We start from the raw sequence: 22,937 nt of genomic DNA, 5'->3' as shown, positions 1-22,937 counted from the left end.
GTCCGTCATGTCTGACTACATCCACTACGCGGTCGTCGGCGCGTTTGCGCTCCTCGCGGTGCTGTCGGCGCTCACCTGGACGCTGATCACCGTGAAGGCGCTGCTGCATGCGCGCGTCGTGCTCGGCAACCGCCGCTTTGCCGCGGGCCGCGGCGATCGCACGGCACTGTCGATGCCGACGGACGACGAGGCGGCCGCCAGCTCCAACGCGCGCCTGCAGCGCGCCGTGTGCGCCGCATTGCGCGATCTCGACGCACCCGAGCCGCACGCCCCGGCCACATTGGTTGCGTGGGACCGCCGCGACCTGCTCGAACGCACGCTCGCGCGCGCGATCCGGCGCGAACGGCGGCCGCTCGAGCGCGGGCTCACCGTGCTCGCGTCGATTGCGAATGTCGCGCCATTCGTCGGGCTGTTCGGCACTGTGTTCGGCATCGTCCACACGTTGCAGTCGATGACGGCGTCGGCCACGAACGGCATCGATGCGATCGCGGGGCCGATCGGCCAGGCGCTGGTCGCGACCGGGATCGGGATCGGCGTCGCGATTCCGGCGGTGCTGGCTTACAACCTGTTCCTGCGGCAGCTCAAGACCGTGACGGCCGGGCTCGACGAGTTCGGGCAGGACCTGATCGCGCTGGCCGAACAGCGCCGCTTCCGGATCGACGCGCCGGTGCATGCCGCGCTGCCGGCGGCAAGCAATGCGGGCGTGCGCCGGGCGGCCGTATGAGGACGGACGAGCGCGAAGCCGACGCGGGCGAACCGCTCGGCGAGATCAACGTGACGCCGCTCGTGGACGTCGTCCTCGTGTTGCTGGTGATCTTCATGGTCGCGGCGCCGCTGATGACGCATGCGATCCGCGTCGACCTGCCGAAGGCAGCCGCGCCCGCGCGCGACCCGCGTGCGGCGACCGTCACCGTGACCGTCGACGCGCACGGCGCGATCCGGATCGACGGCACGCCGGCCGCGCCGGCCGAGGTCGAAGCCGTGCTGACACGCCGCGTCGCGCACGACCCGCAGACGAGCGTGAGCCTGCACGCGGACCGCAACGAGCCGTTCGGCACCGTGGCCGGCGTCATCGCGTCGATCGGACGCGCGCGTGTCGCGCATGTCGCGATCGCGACGGCGGACGGCGCTGCCGGGCCGGCGCCGTGAAGCGAACGATGTCGGTGGAGATGAGCGTCGATCTATCGATACGGACAACGATATAAAAACGCAAAGACAAGAATGGAGGAGACGTGGAGATGAAGGAAACCGATGGGGCGAAGCACCGTTTCGCCGCACGGCGTGCGGGCGTGACGCTGTGCTTCGGCGGCATGCTCGGCGGCTGGCTCGCGCCCGCGTCGGCGCAGGTCGAACCGGCCGGCAACGCCGATGCGCCGACGCTCGCGCCGATCGTCGTCGTCGGCACGACGCCGCTGCTCGGGATCGGCACGCCGCTCTCGCGCGTGCCGGCCAACGTGCAGACGATTCGCGGCGAGGACCTCGCGCGCCAGCACGACAGCGTGTTGACCGACTACTTCGAGAAGAACGTCTCGAGCGTCGACATCAACGAGGCACAGGGCAATCCGTACCAGACGGACGTGAACTACCGCGGCTTCACCGCGTCGCCGGTGGTCGGCACGCCGCAGGGGCTGTCGGTGTTCGTCGACGGCGTGCGTGTCAACGAGCCGTTCGGCGACGTCGTGAACTGGGATCTGATCCCGCAAGCGGCGATCGACACGATGCAGCTGATCCCCGGTTCCAATCCGACCTACGGCCTCAACACGCTCGGCGGCGCGCTCGCGATCACGACGAAGAACGGCAGGACGAGCCCGGGCGGCGCCGCGCAGGTATCGATCGGATCGTGGGGACGCAAGACCGCGCAGATCGAGCAGGGCGGACGCATCGGCAGCCACCTCGACTATTACGTGACGGGCAACGTCGCGAACGACAACGGCTGGGCCGATCACAACGCGAGCCGCGTGCGGCAGGGCTTCGGCAAGCTGCGCTACACGGACGCCGATACGACGCTGTCGATCTCGGCCGGCGGCGCGGACAACGCGCTGCAAGGCTCGCAGACGATTCCGCGCACGTTTCTCGACAATCGCGCGCAGGCCTACACCTATCCCGACCTGAACCGCAACAGCGCCGCGTACGTCACCGTGGCGGGCGACCATTCGTTCGGCGACCACGTGCAGTTGAGCGGCAACGTCTATTACCGGCACTATCGCAACACCAACATCAGCAGCAACGTGAACGACGATTTCGGCAGCGTCGACGGCAGCGGCGCCACCGACACCGTGCAGGCGACCAACGCCCGCTCGGTGATCGCGACCGACAGCTACGGCGCGAACCTGCAGCTGACGCTGCTCGGCAAGCTCGCCGGCATGGACAACCAGTTCGTGGCGGGCGCATCCGCCGATCTCGCGAACTCGGGGTTCGAGCAATCGTCGCAGGATGCGATGTTCACGGCGACGCGCGCGACGGTCGGCATCGGCGACTTCACGCAGACGACGCGCGCGAAGACGCGCAACGCGAACTACGGCGTCTACTTCGACGACACGCTCGCGCTGACGCGGCAATGGTCGCTGACACTGGCCGGGCGCTACAACGTGTCGCGCGCGGCGATCGAGGACGTAAGCGGCCTGCAGCCGTTGCTTACCGCGCGCCACACGTTCGCGCGGTTCAATCCGGCCGTCGGCGTCACGTGGAATCCGGCGCCGGGCTTCACCGCGTATGCGACGTACAACGAAGGGATGCGCTCGCCGACCGCGATCGAGCTCGCGTGCGCCGATCCGGCCGCGCCGTGCTCGTTGCCGAACGACTTTCTCGCCGATCCGGCGCTAAAGCCCGTGATCGCGAAGACGATCGAGCTGGGCGCGCGCGGCCGGGTGGGCCAGGCGACGACGTGGAGCGCGGCCGTCTACCGCACGACGCTCGACGACGACATCCAGTTCATCAGCAGCAACGGCGGCGCGAGCACGCTCGGTTATTTCCAGAACGTCGGCAAGACGCGCCGGCAAGGCTTCGAACTCGCGGGCCATACGCGGCTCGGGCCGCTCGGCATCGGCGTCAGCTACAGCTATGTCGACGCCAGCTACCGCTCGACGTGGACCGAAAGCAGCGCGAGCAATTCGAGCGCCGATGCGCGCGGCAACATCGTCGTCCGCTCCGGCGACCGCATTCCGGGGATTCCGTCGAGCACCGTGAAGCTGCGGCTCGACTATGCGGCGACGCCGACGTGGACCGTCGGCACCCGCATCACGTATCGCAGCGGCGTGTTCGCGCGCGGCGACGAGAACAACCAGGACGAAAATGGCAAGGTGCCCGGCTATTTCCTCATCGACCTCGACACGACCTGGCAGGTCACGAAGCAGCTGCAGCTGTTCGCGTCGGTGACCAACCTGCTCGACAAGCGCTATGCGAGCTTCGGGATGCTCGGCCGGAACGTCTTCAATGGTCCTAACCATTCGTTCGACGGGCTCAATGCCGTCAACGAACAGTTCGTCGGGCCGGGCGCGCCGCGCGGCGCATGGGTCGGCGCGCGCTATGCGTGGGACTGAACGGGCGGCTCGGCATGTTGTGGTGCGTCTGCCGCCGCGACGTCGAGCATCTTGCGTACCGCGCGGGCGATGCCACGCGCGAGCGCAGCGTCGCTCGCGAGATGCCCGGCCGGTACGCGCTCGACGATGGCGGCCGGCACCGCGCGCGCGAGTCGATCGACGTTGTCGACCGGGCACACGCGGTCGCGCGTGCCGTGCACGGCATGTATCGCCACGCCGGCTTGCGCGGCCTGCCGGGCGAGCGCCAGCAAGCGGCGTTCGCCGAGCCAGCAATGGCGTTGCAGGTAGTGCGCCTGGATCCGGTACTTGTCGATCAGCCGGTCGATCGCGGCTTGCGTCGGCCGCGCGCCGCGCGCCGGCCGCCCGGTCAGGATCGCGTCTTCATACGCGTTCCATGCGAGCGCGACCGCGCGCTGCCGCGCCGCGCCGGCGCCCGGCTGGAGACGCCGCGCGCAGCAGGCGATCAGGCGATCGGCGCGCGCGGTGCCGGCGGCGGCCGTCAGGCGCTGCCAGGCCCGCGGCGCGCGTGCGCGTGCACCGACGAACAGGCCGCGCACTTCGCGCGACGACGTGAGGAACAACCCGCGCAGCACGACGCCGGTGACGCGCGACGGATGCCGTCCCGCGTAGGCGAGCGCGAGCGCCGCGCCCCACGACCCGCCGACGACGCCCCAGCGTGCGATGCCGAGCCGCGCGCGCAGCGCGTCGAGATCGCCGATCAGTCGCATCGTGTCGTTGTGACGCAGGCCGCCGCGCGGCGTCGATGCCCCCGCGCCGCGCTGGTCGACCAGCACGACGCGTGTGCGCGTCAGGTCGAACAGGCGCAGCACGGCCGGCCGGCTGCCGCTGCCGGGCCCGCCGTGCAGCACGACGACCGGAGCGCCGCGCGGGTTGCCGGCCTCGGTCCACGCGATCGTGCATGCATCGCGGGACAGGCGGCGCACGGGGAAGGCGGAGCGGTGGCTGCGTGATTGCGACATGTCGGCCGGGCGTAGAGGGAGACGGAGCGGGAAAGGCAATCGCGCGATGCGGCCACGCCCGACCCGTATGAAGCCAGATTCGCGCCGGCGATGAAGATAGGGATTCGTCCGGGTGGCGGCACGCGTGCGTTTCACGTTATCACGTCGATCACGCGCTCGGGACGCCGCATCGACGGCAAGCCAGTGCCGTCATTTCATTTCCCTTTCAATTTCGGTCGGCGCGGCGATGCAACGAAACAAGGTCGCGCTCGCATCCCATCGTGGCCCGATGTTTGCTTGCATCAAGCGCAAACAGTCCGGCAGCGACCGGAAGGATCCCCGGAGGAGACAATGCGCGATGACGTTCATCCGACGGCCAACGCACGGGCCACGCATGCGCCCGGCTGGCCGACGCCGACGATCCAGAAGTCCCATGAGCGGTCCGAGACGTTCGGCCTGCAGGCGTCGGCACGTCCCGACTACGACCTGCTGTCCGGCGCCGCGCTGGCGCTCAAGCGCGAGCAGAACCGCGTGCTGTGCGTGCATGCGATGCCCGTGATGGAGACGCTGCACGAGCAGATCGTCAATACGCAGAGCATGATCGTGCTGACCGATGCGGAAGGGCTGATCCTGCATTCGATCGGCGACGACGATTTCCTGCGGCGCGCGGAGCGGGTCGCGCTGCGCCCCGGCGCGAACTGGGCCGAGAACCGGCAGGGCACCAACGCGATCGGCACCGCGCTCGCGGAGCTGTGTCCGATGGTCGTGCACGGCGACCAGCACTTCCTGGCCGCGAACCATTTCCTGACCTGCTCGAGCGTGCCGATTCTCGATCCGTACGGCGACGCGATCGGCGTGCTCGACGTGACGGGCGACCACCGCAGCTATCACCAGCACACGATGGCGCTCGCGAAGATGTCGGTGCAGATGATCGAGAACCACCTGTTCACGACGACCTTCCAGGAAACGCTGCAGGTGTCGTTCCACGGCCGCCCCGAATTCCTCGGCACGCTGATGGAAGGGATCGTCGCGTTCACCGCGGACGGCCGCTTCCTGTCGGCCAACCGCAGCGCGCAGTTCCAGCTCGGGATGCCGCTCGCCGCGCTGCGCGCGCATACGCTCGCGTCGCTGTTCGACGTGACGAGCGCGCAACTGATCGACCGGATGCGCGCGAGCACCGAGCCGCACGTGTCGCTGAACCTCGGCAACGGCGCGGTGGTCTGCGCGCGCGTGCAGTTCCGGCGCGCGTTGCGGGCCGAGGGCAGCCGGCCCGCCGAGGTGCACGACGGCGCCGCCCCCGCCGCGCGGCCGCCTGCCGCGCAGGGCGCGGCGAGCCTGTCGCGCCTCAGCTATCTCGACACCGGCGATCCGCAGGTCGCGGCGGTGATCGCGAAGGTCCGCAAGGTGATCGGCAAGGACATTCCGGTGCTGATCACCGGCGAAACCGGCACCGGCAAGGAACTGCTCGCGCAGGCGATCCACAACGACTCGCCGCGCCGCGACGGGCCGTTCGTCGCCGTCAACTGCGCGTCGATTCCGGAGACGCTGATCGAATCCGAACTGTTCGGCTATGAGGAGGGCGCGTTTACCGGCGCCCGCCGCAAGGGCGCGACCGGCAAGCTGCTGCAGGCCAACGGCGGCACGCTGTTCCTCGACGAAATCGGGGACATGCCGTATCCGCTGCAGGTGCGGCTGCTGCGCGTGCTGCAGGAGCGCATCGTCAATCCGCTCGGCTCGACGAAGGCGATCGGCGTCGACATCGCGATCATCTGCGCGACCCACCGCGACCTGCGCGAGATGATCGCGCAGAACCGTTTCCGCGAGGACCTGTACTACCGGCTCAACGGCCTCGTCGTACGGCTGCCGCCGCTGCGCGACCGCACGGACCTCGCGGTGGTCGTCCAGAAGATGCTGCAGCGGGAGACGCTGTCGGGGCCCGGACGCCGGCCGTTGAGCGTCGCGCCCGACGTGATGGCGCTGTTCGAGCGTTGCGCGTGGCCGGGCAACTTCCGGCAGCTCGCGAACCTGCTGCGCACCGCGGCCGCGATGGTCGACGACGACTGCGAGATCCGCTGCGAGCATTTGCCGGACGACTTCTTCGACGACGTGCGGCGCGACTGTGGCGCGGCGGCGCAGGGCGCCGCTGCGCCGCCAGCGCTCGCAGCGGAAGCGCCAGCGTTCGCGAACGCGACCACGGCCGGTGATGCGCGGTTGCAGGACGTGGCCGCATCCGCGATCGCGGCCGCGCTCGCGCGTCATGGCGGCAACGTGTCCGCCGCCGCACGCGCGCTCGGCGTGTCGCGCAACACGATCTACCGCAAGATGCCGGCCGCCGGGCCGGATGCGCTGGAGCCGGACGAACCCTGACGGAAGCCGCGACTGTCACACCGGTGTGTCAGGTTGCAACACCCGGTGTTCAAGGATTCAACACTTGCTCACCAGGCCGCGCGCATCGTGAACCGTCGCTCGACGGATTCTGAAATGTTTATGTCGGTCAATCGTAAGGATTTCGGTGCCGTGACCACCCGGCGGTGGCCGCACGCATGCGCACACCGCCGCGCGACGCAAATCCGGCCCCGGCACGCTCCTTGCTGAATGGGTATCGGCCGCTCGATCGATGCGGTTTGTTCGACTCACCAACTCAACAAGGAGACACATCATGCAGTGGACCACCCCGGCTTATACCGACCTGCGTTTCGGTTTCGAAATCACGATGTACATCGCCAACCGCTGATCGACGCGCGCAGTGCCGCCCGCATCGACGGACACGATGCGGGCGGCACCCGGAGCACACGCAGATGAAGATCAAGATACTCGGCTCGGGCGCCGGCGGCGGACTGCCGCAATGGAACTGCAACTGCGGCAACTGCCGTCGCGCGCGGGCCGGCACCGACGGCATCGTGCCGCGCACGCAATCGTCGATCGCCGTCAGCGGCGACGGCAGCGACTGGGTGCTGGTGAACGCGTCGCCGGACATCCTCGCGCAACTGCGCGCCGCCCCCGACCTGCAGCCCGCCCGCGCGATCCGCGACAGCGCGATCGTCGCCGTCGTGCTGTGCGACGCGCAGATCGATCACGTGACGGGCCTGCTGATGCTGCGCGAACGCACGTCGCCGCTGCCGCTGTACGCGAGCGCACCGGTGCTCGACGACCTGTCGACCGGGCTGCCGCTCGTGCCGCTGCTCGGCCACTACTGCGGGGTCGACGTCCATCCGATCGCGCCGGGCCAGCCGTTCGCGATCGCGGGCGCCGGCGGTCTTCGCTTCACCGCCGTGCCGGTCGACAGCAAGCCGCCGCCGTATTCGCCGCGCCGCGAGGCGAGCGTGCCGGGCGACAACATCGCACTCCTGATCGAAGATACGGCGACCGGCCGGCACGCGTTCTACGCACCGGGGCTCGCCGACGTCGACGACGGCGCGCGCGCCGCGATGCGCGACGCCGATCTCGTGCTGGTGGACGGCACCTTCTGGACCGGCACCGAGATGATCGACCTCGGCCTGTCGTCGAAGCACGCGGCCGACATGGGGCATCTCGCGCAGTGCGGCGACGCGGCGCGGCCCGGGATGATCGAGCAGTTGCGGCAGTTGCCGGCGCACACGCGCAAGGTCCTCACGCACATCAACAACACGAATCCGATTCTCGACCCAGGTTCCGCGCAGTGCGCGCAGTTGCGCGAGCACGGCATCGAGGTCGCCCACGACGGCATGCAATTCGAGGTCTGACCATGAACGCACCGATTCCCGCCGCGGCGCTGCACGCGACGCCCTGGAGTGCGCAGGAGTTCGAGGCGCGCCTGCGCGCGCTCGAATCGCGCTACCACATCCATCATCCGTTCAACCGGCGCTTGAACACCGGCGCGTGCTCGCCGGCGCAGATCCGCGGCTGGGTCGCGAACCGCTTCTACTATCAGGTCAGCATTCCGCTGAAGGACGCGGCGATCCTGTCCAACTGCCCGGACCGCGACACGCGCCGGCTGTGGGTCGAGCGGATTCTCGACCACGACGGTCATGGCGGCCAGGAAGGCGGGATCGAGGCCTGGGCGCGGCTCGGCGAGGCGGTCGGCATCGAGCGCGCGGAGCTGTGGTCGCTCGCGCACGTGCTGCCCGGCGTGCGGTTCGCGGTCGACGCCTACGTCAATTTCGCGCGGCACGCGCCGTGGCAGGAGGCCGTGTGCTCGTCGCTGACCGAGATGTTCGCGCCGCAGATCCACCTCGACCGGCTCGCGGGCTGGCCGTCCCACTATCCGTGGATCGAGGCGGACGGGCTGCAGTATTTCCGCAGCCGCGTGCCGCTGGCGCAGCGCGACGTCGAACACGGGCTCGCGGTGACGCTGAGCCATTTCACGACACCGGACGCGCAGCGGCGCGCGCTAGACATCCTGTCGTTCAAGCTGGATGTGCTGTGGTCGATTCTCGACGCGATTGAAAAGGCGTACCCCGCATGAACTCCAACGAAGCCGTCAGCGGCGTGCCGCTGCGCCCCTCGCTGAGGGGCATGTACCGCCTGCAGTGGGAGGCGGCCCAGGATGCGTACGTGCTCCTGTATCCGGAAGGCATGGTCCGGCTCAACCCGAGCGCGGGCGAGATCCTCGCGCGCTGCGACGGCAAGCGCGAGCTCGACGACATCATCGACGAGCTCGAGCGGCTGTTCAGCACGTCGGATCTCGCGTCGGACGTCTATCGCTTCCTCGATCATGCGCGACTGCGCGGCTGGCTCGACTGACATGGACATGACACCGCCTCCGAACCGCCCGAGCGCGCCGCTGTGGCTCCTCGCCGAGCTCACGTACCGCTGTCCGCTGCACTGCGCGTTCTGCTACAACCCCGTCGACTTCGCGACGCACGGCGCGGAGCTCGACACCGACGCGTGGCGCACGGTGATCAGCGACGCGCGCGCGCTCGGCGCCGCGCAGATCGGCTTTTCCGGCGGCGAACCGCTGCAGCGCGACGATCTGGAGGTGCTGGTCGAGCATGCGCGGTCGCTGGGTTTCTATACCAACCTGATCACGTCGGGCGTGGGCCTGAATGCCACGCGCATCGGCCGGCTCAAGGCGGCCGGCCTCGATCATGTCCAGTTGTCGCTGCAGGATTCGACGCGCGAGCTGAACGACTTCCTGACCAGCACGCGCACCTTCGACCTCAAGCGCGGCGTCGGGCGGCTGATCAAGTCGCATGGCTATCCGATGGTGCTGAACTGCGTGCTGCACCGGTACAACCTGCCGCACGTCGGCCAGATCATCGAGATGGCGCTCGACCTCGGCGCGGATTTTCTCGAGCTTGCCAACACGCAGTATTACGGCTGGGCGATGCTGAATCGCGACCAGCTGATGCCGACCGCCGAACAGCTGCGCGAAGCGGAGGAAACGGTCAACCGCTACCGGAAGCTCGTCGGCGAACGGTGCAAGATCCTGTTCGTCGTGCCCGACTACTTCGAGCAGCGGCCGAAGGCCTGCATGAACGGCTGGGGCTCGGTGTTCCTCGGCGTCGCGCCGGACGGCACCGCGCTGCCGTGCCATGCCGCGCGCGGCTTGCCGGGCCTCGCGCTGCCGAACGTGCGCGACCGGTCGCTGCAGGAGATCTGGTACGACAGCGACGCATTCAACGCGTTTCGCGGCGACGGGTGGATGCGCGATCCGTGCCGCACCTGCGACGAGCGTCACACGGATCATGGCGGGTGCCGCTGCCAGGCGTACATGCTGGCCGGCGATCCGGCGCAGGCCGATCCGGTCTGCGCGAAGTCCGAACATCACGGCCGGGTCGAACAGGTCGTGCAGTTCGCGCGGCGGGCAGGGCGCGAGGACGAGCGGCCGCTGATCTTTCGCAGTATTGCGAATTCGATCGCGAGTTGAGCGGCAGCGGGCGGCGCGTCGGTGAGCCTCACTTGTTCGACCGCTTGACCGCCTGCCGCGCCGCCTGCTCGAGCAGCGCCGCGAACGCCGCTTCGTCGACGCGCAGCCCCCTCGGCGTGCGGCGCACCTGCAGCGCCGCAAGCATCCCGGCCTCGAACGTATCGAGCACCACCGGATGAATGTAGCAGCGCCGGCACACGGCCGGCGTGTTGCGCAAGACCTCGGCGACGGTGCGCACCGTTTCGACGATCTGCTTGCTGGCGTGCGCGACGTCCTGCTGCGGGACGCGCCGCAGCAACGCGAGCGCCTGCACGCTGCCTGCCCACGTCCGGTAATCCTTGGCCGTGAACGCCGCGCCCGCTGCGTCGCGCAGATAGTCGTTCACGTCGCACGAGCCGACCGAATGGCGCGTGCCGTCTTCGTCCAGATACTGGAACAGCTCGTGTCCCGGCAGCTCCGCGCAACGGCGCACGATGCGGCCGACGCGCGGGTCGTCGACCGTCACGTCGTGCTCGATCCCGCTCTTGCCCGTGAAGCGCAGCCGCACCTGGCCCGGACCGATCGTCACGTGGCGCTTGCGCAGCGTCGTCAGCCCGTACGACGCGTTCTCGCGCGCATACTCGGCGTTGCCGATCCGCGCGAGCGTCGTGTCGAGCAGCCGGACGACCGTCGCGACGATCTTCGCGCGCGGCATGCCGGGCAGCGCGAGATCGCGCGCGACGCGTGCGCGGATGCGCGGCAGCGCGCGGGCGAATTCAGCCATCCGTGCGTACTTGTTCGCGTCGCGTGTCGCGCGCCACTGCGGGTGATAACGATACTGCTTGCGTCCGCGCGCGTCGCGCCCCGTCGCCTGCAAATGGCCGCGCGGGTCCGTGCAGATCCACACGTCGGTGTAAGCGGGCGGAATCGCGAGCGCGTTGATGCGGGCGATCTCGTCGGCGTCGCGGATCCGCGTGCCGTCCGGCGCGTAGTACGCGAAGCCGTTGCGCAGCCGCCGGCGCGTGTAGCCGGGGCGCCGGTCGTCGACGTGGCGCAGCGGCGCGGCGGACACGTCCGCGTCCGGAGGTGCCGCGCGGGGCGTGCGCGTCTTCATGCTGCGATGCGTCGATCGACGCGCGCGGTTGATTCGCGCATCGGCGGTGCGGGTTCCGCTCGTCGCTGCTGCGGGCATCGTCTTCTCCTTGTCTTTCGCGCGATTCGGAGCGTGACAGCAAGAAGCGTGCGCCGTGCTTGCGGCGCCATGCCGTTACCGTTGCGCCGGCCGACCATGGAGAAAAACAATCCGGGTGGCGTTCTCGTTGATCGCCCCGAGTTCATTTGACGACGCCGCCCCGCCCGCTTAGGTGTTTATACGTATGCAGATACCGATATCGCTTCAATCCAATATTTCATTGGAAGGTTATCGGACTTGTTCCTAGACTGATCCGGGGCGTACATCTCGGGCCGGCCGCAACGGCCGGGCCGCCTCGCCCCGAACCGCGCCCGTGCCACGCAGAACCACAACAGCACGACACGGCATCGCGCCAGGCCGGCGCCGCGGCATACAACGACACCATCGGAGACGGACCATGACATTCATCAGGAAGCTGGCGGCCGGCGCGATCGTCGCCGCGGCGACGGTGCTGGCCACCGGCGCGCACGCGCAGCAAAAGCCGATCACGCTCGGGTTCTCGCAGGTCGGCGCGGAAAGCGCGTGGCGCACCGCGAACACCGTGTCGGTGAAGGGTGCGGCGAAGGAGGCCGGCATCAACCTGAAATTCTCGGACGCGCAGCAGAAGCAGGAGAACCAGATCCGCGCGATCCGCTCGTTCATCGCGCAGAAGGTCGACGTGATCGCGTTCTCGCCGGTCGTCGAGTCGGGCTGGGAGCCGGTGCTGACCGAAGCGAAGGCGGCCCGTATTCCGGTGATCCTGACCGATCGCGGCGTCGACGTGAAGGATCCGTCGCTGTACGTGACGATGATCGGTTCGGACTTCCTCGAGGAAGGGCGGCGCGCGGGCCACTGGCTGGAAGAGCGCTACAGGAACGACGCGGGCCCGGTCAACATCGTCGAGCTGCAGGGCACGGTCGGCTCGGCACCCGCCAACGACCGCCGCGCGGGCCTGCTCGAAGTGATCAAGAACAATCCGAAGTTCAAGGTGATCGCGTCGCAAAGCGGCGACTTCACGCTCGCCGGCGGCAAGCAGGTGATGGAAGCGTTCGCGAAGACCTACGGCAAGCAGATCAACGTCGTCTACGCGCACAACGACGACATGGCGCTCGGCGCGATCCAGGCGATGGAAGAAGCCGGCATCAAGCCCGGCAAGGATGTGAGTGTCGTGTCGTTCGATGCGACCAAGGGCGGCTTCCAGGCGATGGTCGCCGGCAAGATCAACGTCGACGTCGAATGCAGCCCGCTGCTCGGCCCGCAGCTGATGACCGCGGTGAAGGACGTGGTCGCCGGCAAGCAGCTGCCGAAGCGCATCGTCACGAACGAGACGGTGTTCCCGATGAGCGTCGCGGCGCAGGTGCTGCCGACCCGCAAGTACTGAATCCCGGCGCACGCGGACGGCGGCGCGTTCGCCGCCGTCCGGCCGCCGCTTCGAATCGAGGGCGATCCATGACGAGTCCGCCGGTGGTCGAGATGATCGGCATCGACAAGGCGTTTCCGGGTGTCCACGCGCTGCAGCGCGTGAACTTCCGGCTGTTTCCGGGCGAGATCCACGCGCTGATGGGCCAGAACGGCGCCGGCAAGTCGACGCTGATCAACGTGCTGACCGGCGTGCACGCGCACGACGCGGGCGAGATTCGCGTCGGCGGCGCGCCGGTGAGCTTCGCCGCGCCGCGCGAGGCCGAGGCGGCCGGGATCCAGACGCTGTACCAGGAAGTGAACCTGTGCGCGAACCTGTCGGTCGCGGAGAACATCTTCGCGGGCCGGCAGCCGATGCGGCGCGGCGCGATCGACTGGAAGACGATCCACGCGCGGGCACGCGATGCGCTCGCCGAGCTCGACCTGTCGCTCGACGTCACGCGCTCGCTCGACGCGTATCCGATCGCGGTGCAGCAGATGGTCGCGATCGCGCGGGCCGTGTCGGTCGACGCGCGCGTGCTGATACTCGACGAACCGACGTCGAGCCTCGACGACGGCGAGGTCGCGCGGCTGTTCGACGTGCTGCGTCGGCTGAAGGCGTCGGGCATCGCGATCCTGTTCGTCACGCACTTTCTCGAACAGACCTACGCGGTGTCCGACCGGATCACCGTGATGCGCAACGGCGAGCGCGAGGGCGAGTACCTCGCGCGCGACCTGCCGGTCGACCTGCTGGTCGCGAAGATGACCGGCCGTGAGCCGATGTCCGGCACGCTGCAGGCGGGCGCGGCGGCCGTGCAGCGCGATGCCGATGCGGCCGCGCCGTTCCTGTCGATGCGGCAGGTCGGCCGGCGCGGGATGATGAGCCCGCTCGATCTCGACGTGCGGCCCGGCGAAATCGTCGGGCTGGCCGGGCTGCTCGGCTCGGGGCGCACCGAGACCGCGCGGCTCGCGTTCGCGGCCGAGCGCACCGACACCGGCGCGATCGAGATCGACGGCGCGCGCAAGCGGCTCGCGTCGCCGCACGACGCGGTCCGCAACGGGATCGCGTATTGCCCGGAGGATCGCAAGAAGGAGGGCATCGTCGCCGCGCTGTCGATCCGCGAGAACATCGTCCTTGCGCTGCAGGCGCGGCGCGGCTGGTGGCGGCTGATCAGCCGTGCGCGCCAGCGCGAGCTTGCCGAGACCTACATCGCGCGGCTCGGCATCAAGGCGCGCGACGCGGAGCAGCCGATCGGGCTGCTGTCGGGCGGCAACCAGCAGAAGGTGCTGCTCGCGCGCTGGCTCGCGACGGAGCCGAAGCTGCTGATCCTCGACGAGCCGACCCGCGGCATCGACGTCGCCGCGAAATTCGACATCATGGAGCGCGTGCTCGCGCTGTGCGCGCAAGGGCTCGCGATCCTGTTCATCTCGTCGGAGATCAGCGAAGTGGTGCGCGTGAGCCACCGGATCGCGGTGCTGCGCGACCGCCGCAAGGTCGCCGAACTGACCGGTGCCGACGCGTCGGAGGAACACGTGTACCAACTGATTGCGGGAGGCCGGTCATGATGCGGCTCCGTGGATTGCTTCGTCATCCGCTCGTGTGGCCGGTGCTGACGCTCGCGCTGCTGTTCGCGCTCGACGTCGCGCATCGCCCGGGCTTCCTGTCGATCGCGCTGCTCGACGGTCACCTGTTCGGCGCGCCGGTCGACATCCTGAATCGCGCGGCGCCGCTCGTGATCGTGTCGCTCGGCATGACGCTCGTGATCGCGACGCGCGGGATCGACATCTCGGTCGGTGCGATCGTCGCGATCGCGGGCGCCGCCGCGGCGATCGTGCTCGACGGCGATCCGGCGCGGGTCGGCACGGCGCTCGCCGCCGCGCTCGGCGTCGGGTTGCTCGCCGGCGCATGGAACGGCGTGCTCGTCGCGTTCGTCGGGATGCAGCCGATCATCGCGACGCTGATCCTGATGGTCGCCGGACGCGGCATCGCGCAGCTGCTGACCGGCGGGCAGATCATCCCGATCGGTGTGCCCGGCTACCTCGCACTCGGCGGCGGCTATCTCGCGGCCGTGCCGTGCGCGGTCTGGATCGCGCTTGCGACGATCGTGGCGAGCGCGCTGCTGGTGAACCGCACGGCGCTCGGCCTGTTCATCCGCGCGATCGGCGTGAACCCGGTCGCGACGCGGCTCGTGGGCTTGCGCGCGGGGGCGGTCGTGTTCGGCGTGTATCTGTGCTCCGGCGTGATGTCGGCGCTCGCCGGGATCCTCGCCAGCTCGAACGTGCGCAGCGCCGACGGCAACAACGCGGGGCTGCTGCTCGAGCTCGACGCGATCCTCGCGGTGACGCTCGGTGGCACGTCGCTGCTCGGCGGCCGCTTCAGCCTCGCCGGCTCCGTGCTCGGCGCGCTGATCATCCAGACACTCACCTACACGACCTATTCGATCGGCGTGCCGCCGGAGGCGACGCTCGTCGTGAAGGCGATGGTCGTGATCGTCGTGACGCTGATCCAGTCGGACGCGGCGCGCGCGCTGGTCGTCCGGCACGCGTCGCGGCTGCTGCCTTCCGCGCGTTCGCGCGCCACCACCGGAGCGACGCCGCGATGAACCGATTCCTCGCACGGCTCGCCGACCCGCGCACGCTGCCGATCGTCGTGACGATCGTGCTGTTCGCCGCGCTGTTCGGCTTCGGATCCGTGATGTATACGGGTTTCTTCTCGATGCAGGTGCTGACCGGGCTGCTCGTCGACAACGCATTCCTGCTGATCGTCGCGATCGGGATGACGTTCGTGATCGTGTCGGGCGGCATCGACCTGTCGGTCGGCTCGGTCGTTGCTCTGACAACGATCTTCTGCGCGGTCGGCGCCGAGCGATGGCACTGGCCCGTCTGGGCGATCGTGCCTCTCGTGCTCGTGTTCGGCGCGTTGTACGGTGCGGCGATGGGCGCGCTGATTCATTACTTCCGGCTGCAGCCGTTCATCGTCACGCTGGCCGGGATGTTTCTCGCGCGCGGCGCGTGCTTCCTGATCACGACGCAGTCGATCACGATCAACGAGCCGACCTTTCATGCGCTCGCGGGCATCAGCGTGCCGGTCGGCGGCGGGACGCTGAGCGCGGGCGCGCTGATCGCGCTCGCGACGCTGGCCGCCGCGCTCTACGTCGCGCATTTCACGCGCTTCGGCCGCAACGTGTATGCGATCGGTGGCAACGAGCGCTCGGCGCTGCTGATGGGGCTGCCGGTCGCGCGCACGAAGGTCGGCGTGTATGCGCTGAGCGGCTTCTGCTCGGCGCTCGGCGGCGTGGTGTTCACGCTGTACGTGCTGTCCGGCTATGGGCTGCAGGCGCAGGGAATGGAACTCGATGCGATCGCCGCGACCGTGATCGGCGGCACGCTGCTCACCGGCGGAGTTGGGTACGTGATCGGCTCGGTGTTCGGCGTCGGCATCCTCGGCACGATCCAGGTGCTGATCACGTTCGACGGCACGCTGAGCTCGTGGTGGACGCGGATCGTGATCGGCGCGCTGCTGTGCGTGTTCTGCCTGCTGCAGCGAATCATCGAGCGGCATGCGGCGCGGCGGCGGAGCGGCGGCACCGGGCTCGATCCGAAACGGCGCAAGCGGGAAGTCGCGCAGGCCGGGTCAGCTGCGCCGGGTGACGATGCGGCGCTGGTGTCGACGATGCGGCGGGTGTGGCGGGTGTGGCGGGTGTGGCGCTTCACGCCGTCGGCGGCGCGCCGGTGACGGTTATGCAGGTTCGGGCATATCCATCTCTGGTTCGGCGTTGAACGGCGTATGTTTCGACGCATCGGCGATGCCGATGTGTTTCAGCAACGCGGTCAGCCGCTCGATCGCGTGCAGGTCCGGCGCATCGAGCGGCTCCCGTACCGCCTGCACGAACGCCACATGCATGCTCGTCGAGTCATGCCACGATATCGGCAAGGCGGCCGTTGCCGGCGAGCACGGCCGGTTCGTCGAGCGCCGCGCCGGCCGGCCGTCACGAGTGTTTGGGGACGACCTCCGGACATGTCGGCGCCCCGAAGTGACGATCAGAACCGGTGACGCAGCCCCAGATTGACCAGGGCCTGCTTTTTCGTGCCGTTGTAGCCGTATGAACCGATCGACGCCTGCGCCGGCATCGCACCGCCGGCACCGTCCCCGGTATTCCCGCTTGCATGCTGATAAGCGGCCGTCATGTAGACATCCGTACGCTTCGACAGGTTGTAATCGGCACCGACCGATGCCTGGTGGTAGTTCGCCGCGGTGTCGCCGCCCGACTTCGTGAAGCTGTAGCCGACCCCGACGAGCAGCGCGGCGGACGCCTGATAGTTCAGGAAGCCCTGGGCGGTGTTGTAGTGTTCGTTCTTCGCGAACACCGATGCGCCGTCGCGTCGATACTGGGCGTTGCTGTAGCCGGCGCCCACGGTGAACGCACCGATCACGTACTGACCGGCCACCCGAGCGATGCCGATGGAATGGGCCGTCTGGTAGCCGGTATTGATTGCGCCGTCGAACGTTCCGTCCGACGTGCTCGACCATGTCGTGCGGTTTCCCGTGACGGGATTCGCGTTGGCTGCATAGAAGTATCCGCCGGCGAGACTCAGCGGACCGTTGGCGTACGACACGCCGGCCGAATACGACTGCTTCGAGCCGGTGCTGCCCGCGACACCGCCTAGCGAATACATCGCCTCGAACTGGAGTCCGGCGATGACGGGCGACGTGTATTTGACCGCGTTGTCGACGCGGAAGCTGTTGTCGTAGTTGTCGACATCACCGGCGGTGGCGAACACGCTGCCGAAGTAGTTGTCGGCGGTAATCGGCTGCACGAGGTCGATCAGCGGATCGTATTGGCGACCGAGCGTGAGCGAGCCATACTGGTTGCTGGTCAACCCGACATAGGCCTGGCGGCCGAAAATGCGGCTGCCCTGACCGAGGCCGCCCGTACTCGGATTGAAACCGTTTTCCAGCTGGAAGATCGCCGCCAGGCCGCCGCCGAGATCTTCCGAACCCTTGAGCCCCCAACGACTGCCCGACAGATTGCCGGCGCTGCTGTTGCCGAGCGCCCAAAGGTTCTTGCCGCCATCGGCGTTGCGCACGTACGTGAGCGACGTGTCGATCGTCCCGTAAAGCGTCACGCTCGACTGCGCGTGGGCTACGCCGCCCATCGCGACCGACGCGATCGCAAGGACAGGAAAAAATGCGTGTTTCATGGTCTCTCCTTTTGCAAGCATGCCTGCGTTCAAATGAACGGAAGCAGACTACATCGAGAGATTTTTAGTGCGAAATTAAAATGGCGAGGTGTCTCAAAAAAATAACGGAGAGTGATGCATTTCGGTTCGTGCAGGCTGGTCGAATTGACGATGTCTTTGATCGAAGTGGAGTTTGCGGAGAGAAGGGAGGGTGATTTCTTTCGATGAATAAATGAGGGTGCGGCGGGATAACATAGTCGTGATACGCCAATGATTTGATTTAATCGGACTTCATGGTTTTTTGGGAGCGATTTTCGATTTTATTATTGGCGAGTCCGGGGCGAGCCGGCGCGGAGTCGGCACTCTCGTTCATCGTGCAGCCTCATCGTCCGGGGTATGTGCCGACTCTTCGGGAAACCGTGCCGAGGCGTATCGAAAGATCCGGGGCGAGACGTGCGGAGTCGGACCGGCAAGGAAACCGCATCGAGTGATGGTGGTGCAGACACGCTCATTTCCGAGGCTGGGGTGCAGTGCATTCTGCATGCTTGGTCTACAGGCGCTGCGGTATTAACTCATGGTTGTTCCGCAAGCGACATCGTCCGGGAAGGAAGGCGTTTTCAAACTGCGTCCCACATTGGAAAATTCCCGGTTATGGGCGTTGAAGACGCAGGAATCAATGGCCGGAAAATTCGAAGACGATGGCGAGCCGATAATCGCTGCACGATGAGCGAGATCGATGTGCGGGTCGACCGTCCGATCGAATGGTGTATGTAAAGCCTGTTCGACGATGCTTCACAGCGAGAGCAATCATCGCGACCGAAGTCATGCCGGCAGGAATTCGATTCCCGAGCGTGATTGGTTGAGGCGGGCGCCGCCAAGCGTCGGATGTCAACGCGCACGTCGTACGATCACGCCCGTGACAATTCGGTTTCCTTAGCGATTGGCAGGGCGATATCTCCGATTCGCGAGTTGCCGCATGCGCCTTCGAGCGGTCGACGACCCGGCAAGCATCACGATCGGCCGGCGGCAGAGTCGCATGTTCCGGAAGCCGATGGCCCTGGTGATGTGACGCGCGGGCCGTGGCGCACGTCGGGTTTGATGTTACGAAATATTCGGGCATTCCCAGTCGCGCGGATTTATCTGCCGAAATTCGGCTATCATCGTCAAATAATATTTCGAATGCATCTGGAAGAATTTACTTAATATAGGCAAACGTTAAAGCGCTTGCCATCTATGATTTTTTCGTATCGCGCTTGCATGGTAAAGCTTGCAAGGTAATATCCCCTCCCGCAGAGGGAGGCATTGCGCATATTTTTTTGTCTCATCCCCTCCAGCCGTCGAGGCGGCGGACAACGCGAACGCGTCGATTCCTTATGACCAATGCTGTAAGGATCTGTAAGGAACTGAACGCATGTTCTATTTCCGGAGTGAAACATGCGCTGCTCGTTGTGTTGCAAAAATGTTTCGTCAATGATCTGGATCAAATCTCCATGACTTTGTGCCGTCACGCCAGCTCCTATTCCTGATTATCAACAAATAATTGGTTCCATATCATCGCCTTGACTGATTCCGTCAACAATGAGGCGGGATCGGACACCGACGGATCGGCCGACGATTTAGCCGCATATGATGCGCTGCAGAAAATGCAAAAAATTGTTAAGAGGCCGAGATGATGCAAATAGCGCCGAACGAAACGACTACGGGGTTCAGAGTGAGTGGTGACCGGGGAAGAAGCGTCGGTCGTCGGCGGGACAGCGTCATCATCCTGCTGCTCGACGGATTTTCGATCATGCAAATGGGCCGGCTGGCCGCGGTATTCGAACTGGCAAATCAGCTCGAAGGCGTGAACGTCGCGTTTGCCGATCGCTATGAATTGCGGCTTTATTCCAGTCACGGCGGTGCCGTTCGTTCGTCGTCGGGTGTACAGATCTGGACGGAAGCGGCCCGCCCGCTCGATGCGAGCAGTGTGCAGGCCATGTTCGTGCTCGGTGGACAGGGGCGGGCAAGCGGCCTCGACGATGCGTTCATCAGCTGGTTGCAGCATGCCCATCAGCGCGCCCGCGTGGTCAAGGGCGACAATGCCGGCGCCGAAATGCTGACGGCGATTCGCCTGAACCAGAAAGTTCCGGAAGTCGTGCCGCAGGCGGTGCTTGCCGTTGGCGGTACGGGCGAATCGGGGCCATCCGACGACGATGGCGAAGGCATGTTCGCGGCCGCGTTGTCGATCGTCGTGCGTGACGCCGGCTACGAAGTCGCGCAAGAGATCGTTTCGTACATGATGCCGGGGGCGAACCGGAAATTTGCGAGCGTCCTGTTCGGGGCGCAGGAGGCGCGAGCCAGTGAATTGATTCGCGCGGCCGCTCAGCATCTTCGAGCCAACAGTGCGAATCGCATCTCGATCGCCAATGCTGCGCAGGCCGCTGCGATGAGCGAGCGGAATTTCCTGCGGCGCTTCAAGAACGAAATCGGCGTGACGCCAACCGAATTCGTGCTGCGGGTGCGGCTCGAAAAGGCATGCTCCATGCTGGTCGAGACGGATTTGCCCGCCGACAAGGTCGCGCGGCGGGTCGGCCTCGGTAGTGGAGACCGGCTGGCCAAGCTGTTCCGTCAGCATCTGTCGATGTCGCCGACGGAGTATCGCGCGGCCGCTCGGGACAGAATGTTCGCGTCGGTCGGCGGCTCGGACATTCGCAACGGTACATCGTCGCTTTGATGCCCGCGCCGGGCTAACGACCGGCGTCGGGTAGTCGATTTGTCCGCCGGAGCAGCGTTCGCCCGATTTCAGGCGGACGTGCCGAAGTAGGTTCGCGTATTCGAATGGACCGTTTGATCGGCGACGATCTCGTCGGCGGTCGCCCATCGGTAGGCAGTGTGCTGGGCATTCGGCAGCGACACGAGGTCGAACTTGCCCCGGAGCTTGTATCCCATCACCACATAGTGCGTCGAGATGCCCGGTTCGCCGCCAAAGTTGTCTTCGTAGAGGTGATCGTAGATGCCGATCAGTTCGGCATCCGCACGTTCCAGACCGCTACGTCCGAGTTCGTCGCGCGCGATGCGATTGAACGCATCGTCGAGACGCTCGTTCTTGCGAATCCGGCCGCCCGGCACGAACCAGAAACCCTGCGCGGGACGATTGACACGGTGACCGAGTAGATACGCGCCATCGCCGTTCGAGATGATCAGGTCGATCGCAACGAGCGGGGTTGCGTCGACGACGCGCAAGAAAGTGTCCAGCGGAAGCATGGCGGATGGGCTCCTGGAAGTCTGTCGAAGTGCACCGGCATCGTTGCGCGTTCGAGGCGACTCGGTCACGACGATGACATGCCGGCTTCGGCGATGAGCGAACGTTGAATGTCCGTCTGCACGCATCTCATCATGGCCAGTCGAGGTTGCGCTCGTCGGCCAAAACACCGAAGCAATCCGCCAATTGCAGGAAGCGGATCGGGCGTGACGGCGCAATGCCCGTCGAGAAACGTGTGCGCGTGCATCAATACATTTTCATTCGGCCATGATCGTGGTCGAAGCCGCCATCTCGTTTTGAAACGGTCGATTCGACGTTACGCTTTTGTCTGGCCTTTCGAGGAGACGCGTTCACCCCGGAACTCTCCTCGGAATTTTGCCTGCGTGCCGTGTGGCACGCAGGCCTTTTTATTCATCACGGGTCGAGCTGCGCGTACGGTGAATGTCAGTCGCCGTCGTTCGAGTCGTGGATCCGCAAGACGATCCGTGTGACCTGGCTTCGAACATTACGAAGCAGTGCGAACGTTGTTGCACGCGCGCGGTGCTTCGCGTCGCGCGCCGCCCGGAGGAAACGTACGGTAACCGGTTGGCGGAATCGTCGGATCAATTGTCATGTCCGGCATGCTGCATTGCAATGTACGCTATCGGCATCGAACCGCGCGCCATCTGATGCGCGGTATCTCGCCGAAAACGGAGCATCGCCGCCATGAACGTCGCGCTTCTTATCTTCTCGAGGATTTGCTTCGTCTGGATTCTCGTCTACCTCGTCTTCAGCACCGCGTCCGGCCTTTGGGCCGGCGCACGTCATGGCCAGGGGCTGCTGCTGCTCGAATTTCAGTCGCGCCGGGCCCGCGGCTCGCGTGAGGTGGCGCGAGCTCGAATCTTGAAAAGGATGGCGCTGTCGGCGCTGTTCGCGCTACCCGTGGCGATTGCGTCGCTCGTTGCGAGCGCGGTGATGTCGTAGACGCCCGGCTCGCGTGTGCGTCGTCATGCGGCTGGAGCGAGTACCGGCCGGCTCGAACTCGAAAAAAATGCAAGGAACTGAAGGGGCGGCGGATTGCTGCATTGCGTCGTCAGCGCGTTTCGCCAGGCGCCGGGCTGGCGGATCCGGGCTAATCGGCTATGCGCGGCACCCGTGGCCGAATACGACGCATCGATGCAGGCTGATCGTCAACGACGCCGATCGCGTTGCGCCACCGTACTGTCGAGTTCCAGGGCCGAATCGACTGCTGCTCCACAGCGATGCTCGCCAGCACATGATCATGTCGCACCACATTGCTTGCCGTTGTGATTCATGCACGAAGGTGCCGCGCAGCATCTTGCCGAACGCCTGACGGCCAGTGGGGCGCACCACGACGCTTCGATCACCGAACGACTGCCGTCGGATATCACTCGCTCGTCATGCGAGCGCCGCTGTTTCTGCAAGCTCTTCGTCATCCGTTTCGCTGCCGCGAGGTAGTCGGAAACCGCCAACATTTGGCCGATCAGGGAATTCCCGCAGACTAATCCGACGACTGTTTGTTCGAATCGGCCAGTGTTTAAACGCCATTCGGCGCCCTCGGTATGATGCGTCGCAACGGAGTAAAAAACGACGACCGAAGTTGATTGGACTGATTGTCCGA

Annotated in this window: 20 protein-coding genes; 15 read left to right on the top strand and 5 right to left on the bottom strand. The window is 66.6% G+C overall.

The window, feature by feature from the left end:
• Positions 1-7: 7 nt before the first annotated feature.
• The 3 genes from DIE17_RS31035 (at position 8) to DIE17_RS31025 (ending at position 3,539) form a co-directional block, all read left to right on the top strand.
• Positions 8-724, top strand: a complete 717-nt coding sequence (locus DIE17_RS31035) for a MotA/TolQ/ExbB proton channel family protein (RefSeq protein ID WP_124921563.1) — start codon at positions 8-10, stop codon at positions 722-724.
• Complete coding sequence (locus DIE17_RS31030) at positions 721-1,149, top strand: biopolymer transporter ExbD (RefSeq protein WP_124667972.1); 429 nt, start codon at positions 721-723, stop codon at positions 1,147-1,149. Before DIE17_RS31035 ends, DIE17_RS31030 begins: the two co-directional genes overlap by 4 nt.
• Before the next feature lie 89 nt (positions 1,150-1,238).
• Positions 1,239-3,539, top strand: a complete 2,301-nt coding sequence (locus tag DIE17_RS31025; protein WP_124921562.1) for a TonB-dependent receptor — start codon at positions 1,239-1,241, stop codon at positions 3,537-3,539.
• Here DIE17_RS31025 and DIE17_RS31020 read toward each other — a convergent pair.
• Positions 3,524-4,519, bottom strand: coding sequence for an alpha/beta fold hydrolase (locus DIE17_RS31020; protein ID WP_124921561.1), 996 nt, complete (start codon positions 4,517-4,519; stop codon positions 3,524-3,526). The genes DIE17_RS31025 and DIE17_RS31020 overlap by 16 nt on opposite strands.
• Before the next feature lie 330 nt (positions 4,520-4,849).
• On the opposite strand from DIE17_RS31020, the gene DIE17_RS31015 reads away from it, so the two are divergent.
• The 6 genes from DIE17_RS31015 to pqqE all read left to right on the top strand — a co-directional run bounded on the left by DIE17_RS31015 (position 4,850) and on the right by pqqE (position 10,346).
• Positions 4,850-6,865 (top strand): sigma-54-dependent Fis family transcriptional regulator, encoded by a 2,016-nt coding sequence (locus tag DIE17_RS31015; protein ID WP_124489111.1) that lies wholly within the window; start codon positions 4,850-4,852, stop codon positions 6,863-6,865.
• Positions 6,866-7,157: 292 nt separating this feature from the next.
• Positions 7,158-7,232 (top strand): pyrroloquinoline quinone precursor peptide PqqA, encoded by a 75-nt coding sequence (gene pqqA, locus DIE17_RS31010; RefSeq protein WP_006410019.1) that lies wholly within the window; start codon positions 7,158-7,160, stop codon positions 7,230-7,232.
• A gap of 64 nt (positions 7,233-7,296) precedes the next feature.
• A complete protein-coding gene (gene pqqB, locus DIE17_RS31005; RefSeq protein ID WP_124571957.1) occupies positions 7,297-8,220 on the top strand; it encodes a pyrroloquinoline quinone biosynthesis protein PqqB in 924 nt (307 codons plus the stop codon).
• A gap of 2 nt (positions 8,221-8,222) precedes the next feature.
• Positions 8,223-8,942 carry a pyrroloquinoline-quinone synthase PqqC gene (gene pqqC, locus DIE17_RS31000; RefSeq protein ID WP_124489109.1) on the top strand — a complete coding sequence of 240 codons (720 nt, stop codon included), beginning with the start codon at positions 8,223-8,225 and terminating at the stop codon, positions 8,940-8,942.
• Positions 8,939-9,220 (top strand): pyrroloquinoline quinone biosynthesis peptide chaperone PqqD, encoded by a 282-nt coding sequence (pqqD, locus tag DIE17_RS30995; RefSeq protein ID WP_124489108.1) that lies wholly within the window; start codon positions 8,939-8,941, stop codon positions 9,218-9,220. The genes pqqC and pqqD overlap by 4 nt, the downstream gene beginning before the upstream one ends.
• 7 nt (positions 9,221-9,227) lie before the next feature.
• Complete coding sequence (gene pqqE, locus DIE17_RS30990; protein ID WP_124523763.1) at positions 9,228-10,346, top strand: pyrroloquinoline quinone biosynthesis protein PqqE; 1,119 nt, start codon at positions 9,228-9,230, stop codon at positions 10,344-10,346.
• A 28-nt stretch (positions 10,347-10,374) separates the two neighbouring features.
• On the opposite strand, the gene DIE17_RS30985 is transcribed toward pqqE, so the two are convergent.
• Positions 10,375-11,439, bottom strand: a complete 1,065-nt coding sequence (locus tag DIE17_RS30985) for a DNA topoisomerase IB (RefSeq protein ID WP_124523776.1) — start codon at positions 11,437-11,439, stop codon at positions 10,375-10,377.
• A 475-nt stretch (positions 11,440-11,914) separates the two neighbouring features.
• On the opposite strand from DIE17_RS30985, the gene DIE17_RS30980 reads away from it, so the two are divergent.
• From DIE17_RS30980 to yjfF, 4 genes are all read left to right on the top strand, one after another.
• On the top strand, positions 11,915-12,877 hold the full coding sequence (locus DIE17_RS30980) for an ABC transporter substrate-binding protein (protein ID WP_124523762.1): 963 nt from the start codon (positions 11,915-11,917) through the stop codon (positions 12,875-12,877).
• A gap of 68 nt (positions 12,878-12,945) precedes the next feature.
• Complete coding sequence (locus DIE17_RS30975) at positions 12,946-14,460, top strand: sugar ABC transporter ATP-binding protein (RefSeq protein WP_124646673.1); 1,515 nt, start codon at positions 12,946-12,948, stop codon at positions 14,458-14,460.
• Positions 14,457-15,497: an ABC transporter permease gene (locus DIE17_RS30970; RefSeq protein WP_124921560.1), complete on the top strand. Its 1,041-nt coding sequence runs from the start codon at positions 14,457-14,459 to the stop codon at positions 15,495-15,497. The genes DIE17_RS30975 and DIE17_RS30970 overlap by 4 nt, the downstream gene beginning before the upstream one ends.
• A complete protein-coding gene (yjfF, locus tag DIE17_RS30965) occupies positions 15,494-16,630 on the top strand; it encodes a galactofuranose ABC transporter, permease protein YjfF (protein WP_124921559.1) in 1,137 nt (378 codons plus the stop codon). The genes DIE17_RS30970 and yjfF overlap by 4 nt, the downstream gene beginning before the upstream one ends.
• 3 nt (positions 16,631-16,633) lie before the next feature.
• On the opposite strand, the gene DIE17_RS37605 is transcribed toward yjfF, so the two are convergent.
• Both DIE17_RS37605 and DIE17_RS30960 read right to left on the bottom strand, forming a co-directional pair.
• Positions 16,634-16,792 (bottom strand): hypothetical protein, encoded by a 159-nt coding sequence (locus DIE17_RS37605; RefSeq protein ID WP_185715776.1) that lies wholly within the window; start codon positions 16,790-16,792, stop codon positions 16,634-16,636.
• Positions 16,793-16,935: 143 nt separating this feature from the next.
• The gene (locus DIE17_RS30960; RefSeq protein WP_124921558.1) at positions 16,936-18,096 is read right to left on the bottom strand and encodes a porin; all 1,161 of its coding nucleotides are present in this window, start codon (positions 18,094-18,096) and stop codon (positions 16,936-16,938) included.
• Between the two features lie 1,648 nt (positions 18,097-19,744).
• Here DIE17_RS30960 and DIE17_RS30955 point away from each other — a divergent pair.
• The gene (locus tag DIE17_RS30955) at positions 19,745-20,788 is read left to right on the top strand and encodes a GlxA family transcriptional regulator (RefSeq protein ID WP_185640906.1); all 1,044 of its coding nucleotides are present in this window, start codon (positions 19,745-19,747) and stop codon (positions 20,786-20,788) included.
• A gap of 68 nt (positions 20,789-20,856) precedes the next feature.
• Here DIE17_RS30955 and DIE17_RS30950 read toward each other — a convergent pair whose 3' ends face one another.
• Positions 20,857-21,318 carry a GDP-mannose mannosyl hydrolase gene (locus DIE17_RS30950; RefSeq protein ID WP_124921557.1) on the bottom strand — a complete coding sequence of 154 codons (462 nt, stop codon included), beginning with the start codon at positions 21,316-21,318 and terminating at the stop codon, positions 20,857-20,859.
• Between the two features lie 703 nt (positions 21,319-22,021).
• On the opposite strand from DIE17_RS30950, the gene DIE17_RS30945 reads away from it, so the two are divergent.
• A complete protein-coding gene (locus tag DIE17_RS30945) occupies positions 22,022-22,279 on the top strand; it encodes a hypothetical protein (protein ID WP_044846981.1) in 258 nt (85 codons plus the stop codon).
• Positions 22,280-22,937: the final 658 nt, after the last annotated feature.

The sequence above is a fragment of the Burkholderia sp. Bp9099 genome, assembly GCF_003857805.1.
Classification (GTDB): domain Bacteria; phylum Pseudomonadota; class Gammaproteobacteria; order Burkholderiales; family Burkholderiaceae; genus Burkholderia.
The sequence above is the reverse complement of the archived record's forward strand: the minus strand, read 5'-3'. Positions and strand labels throughout refer to the sequence as shown.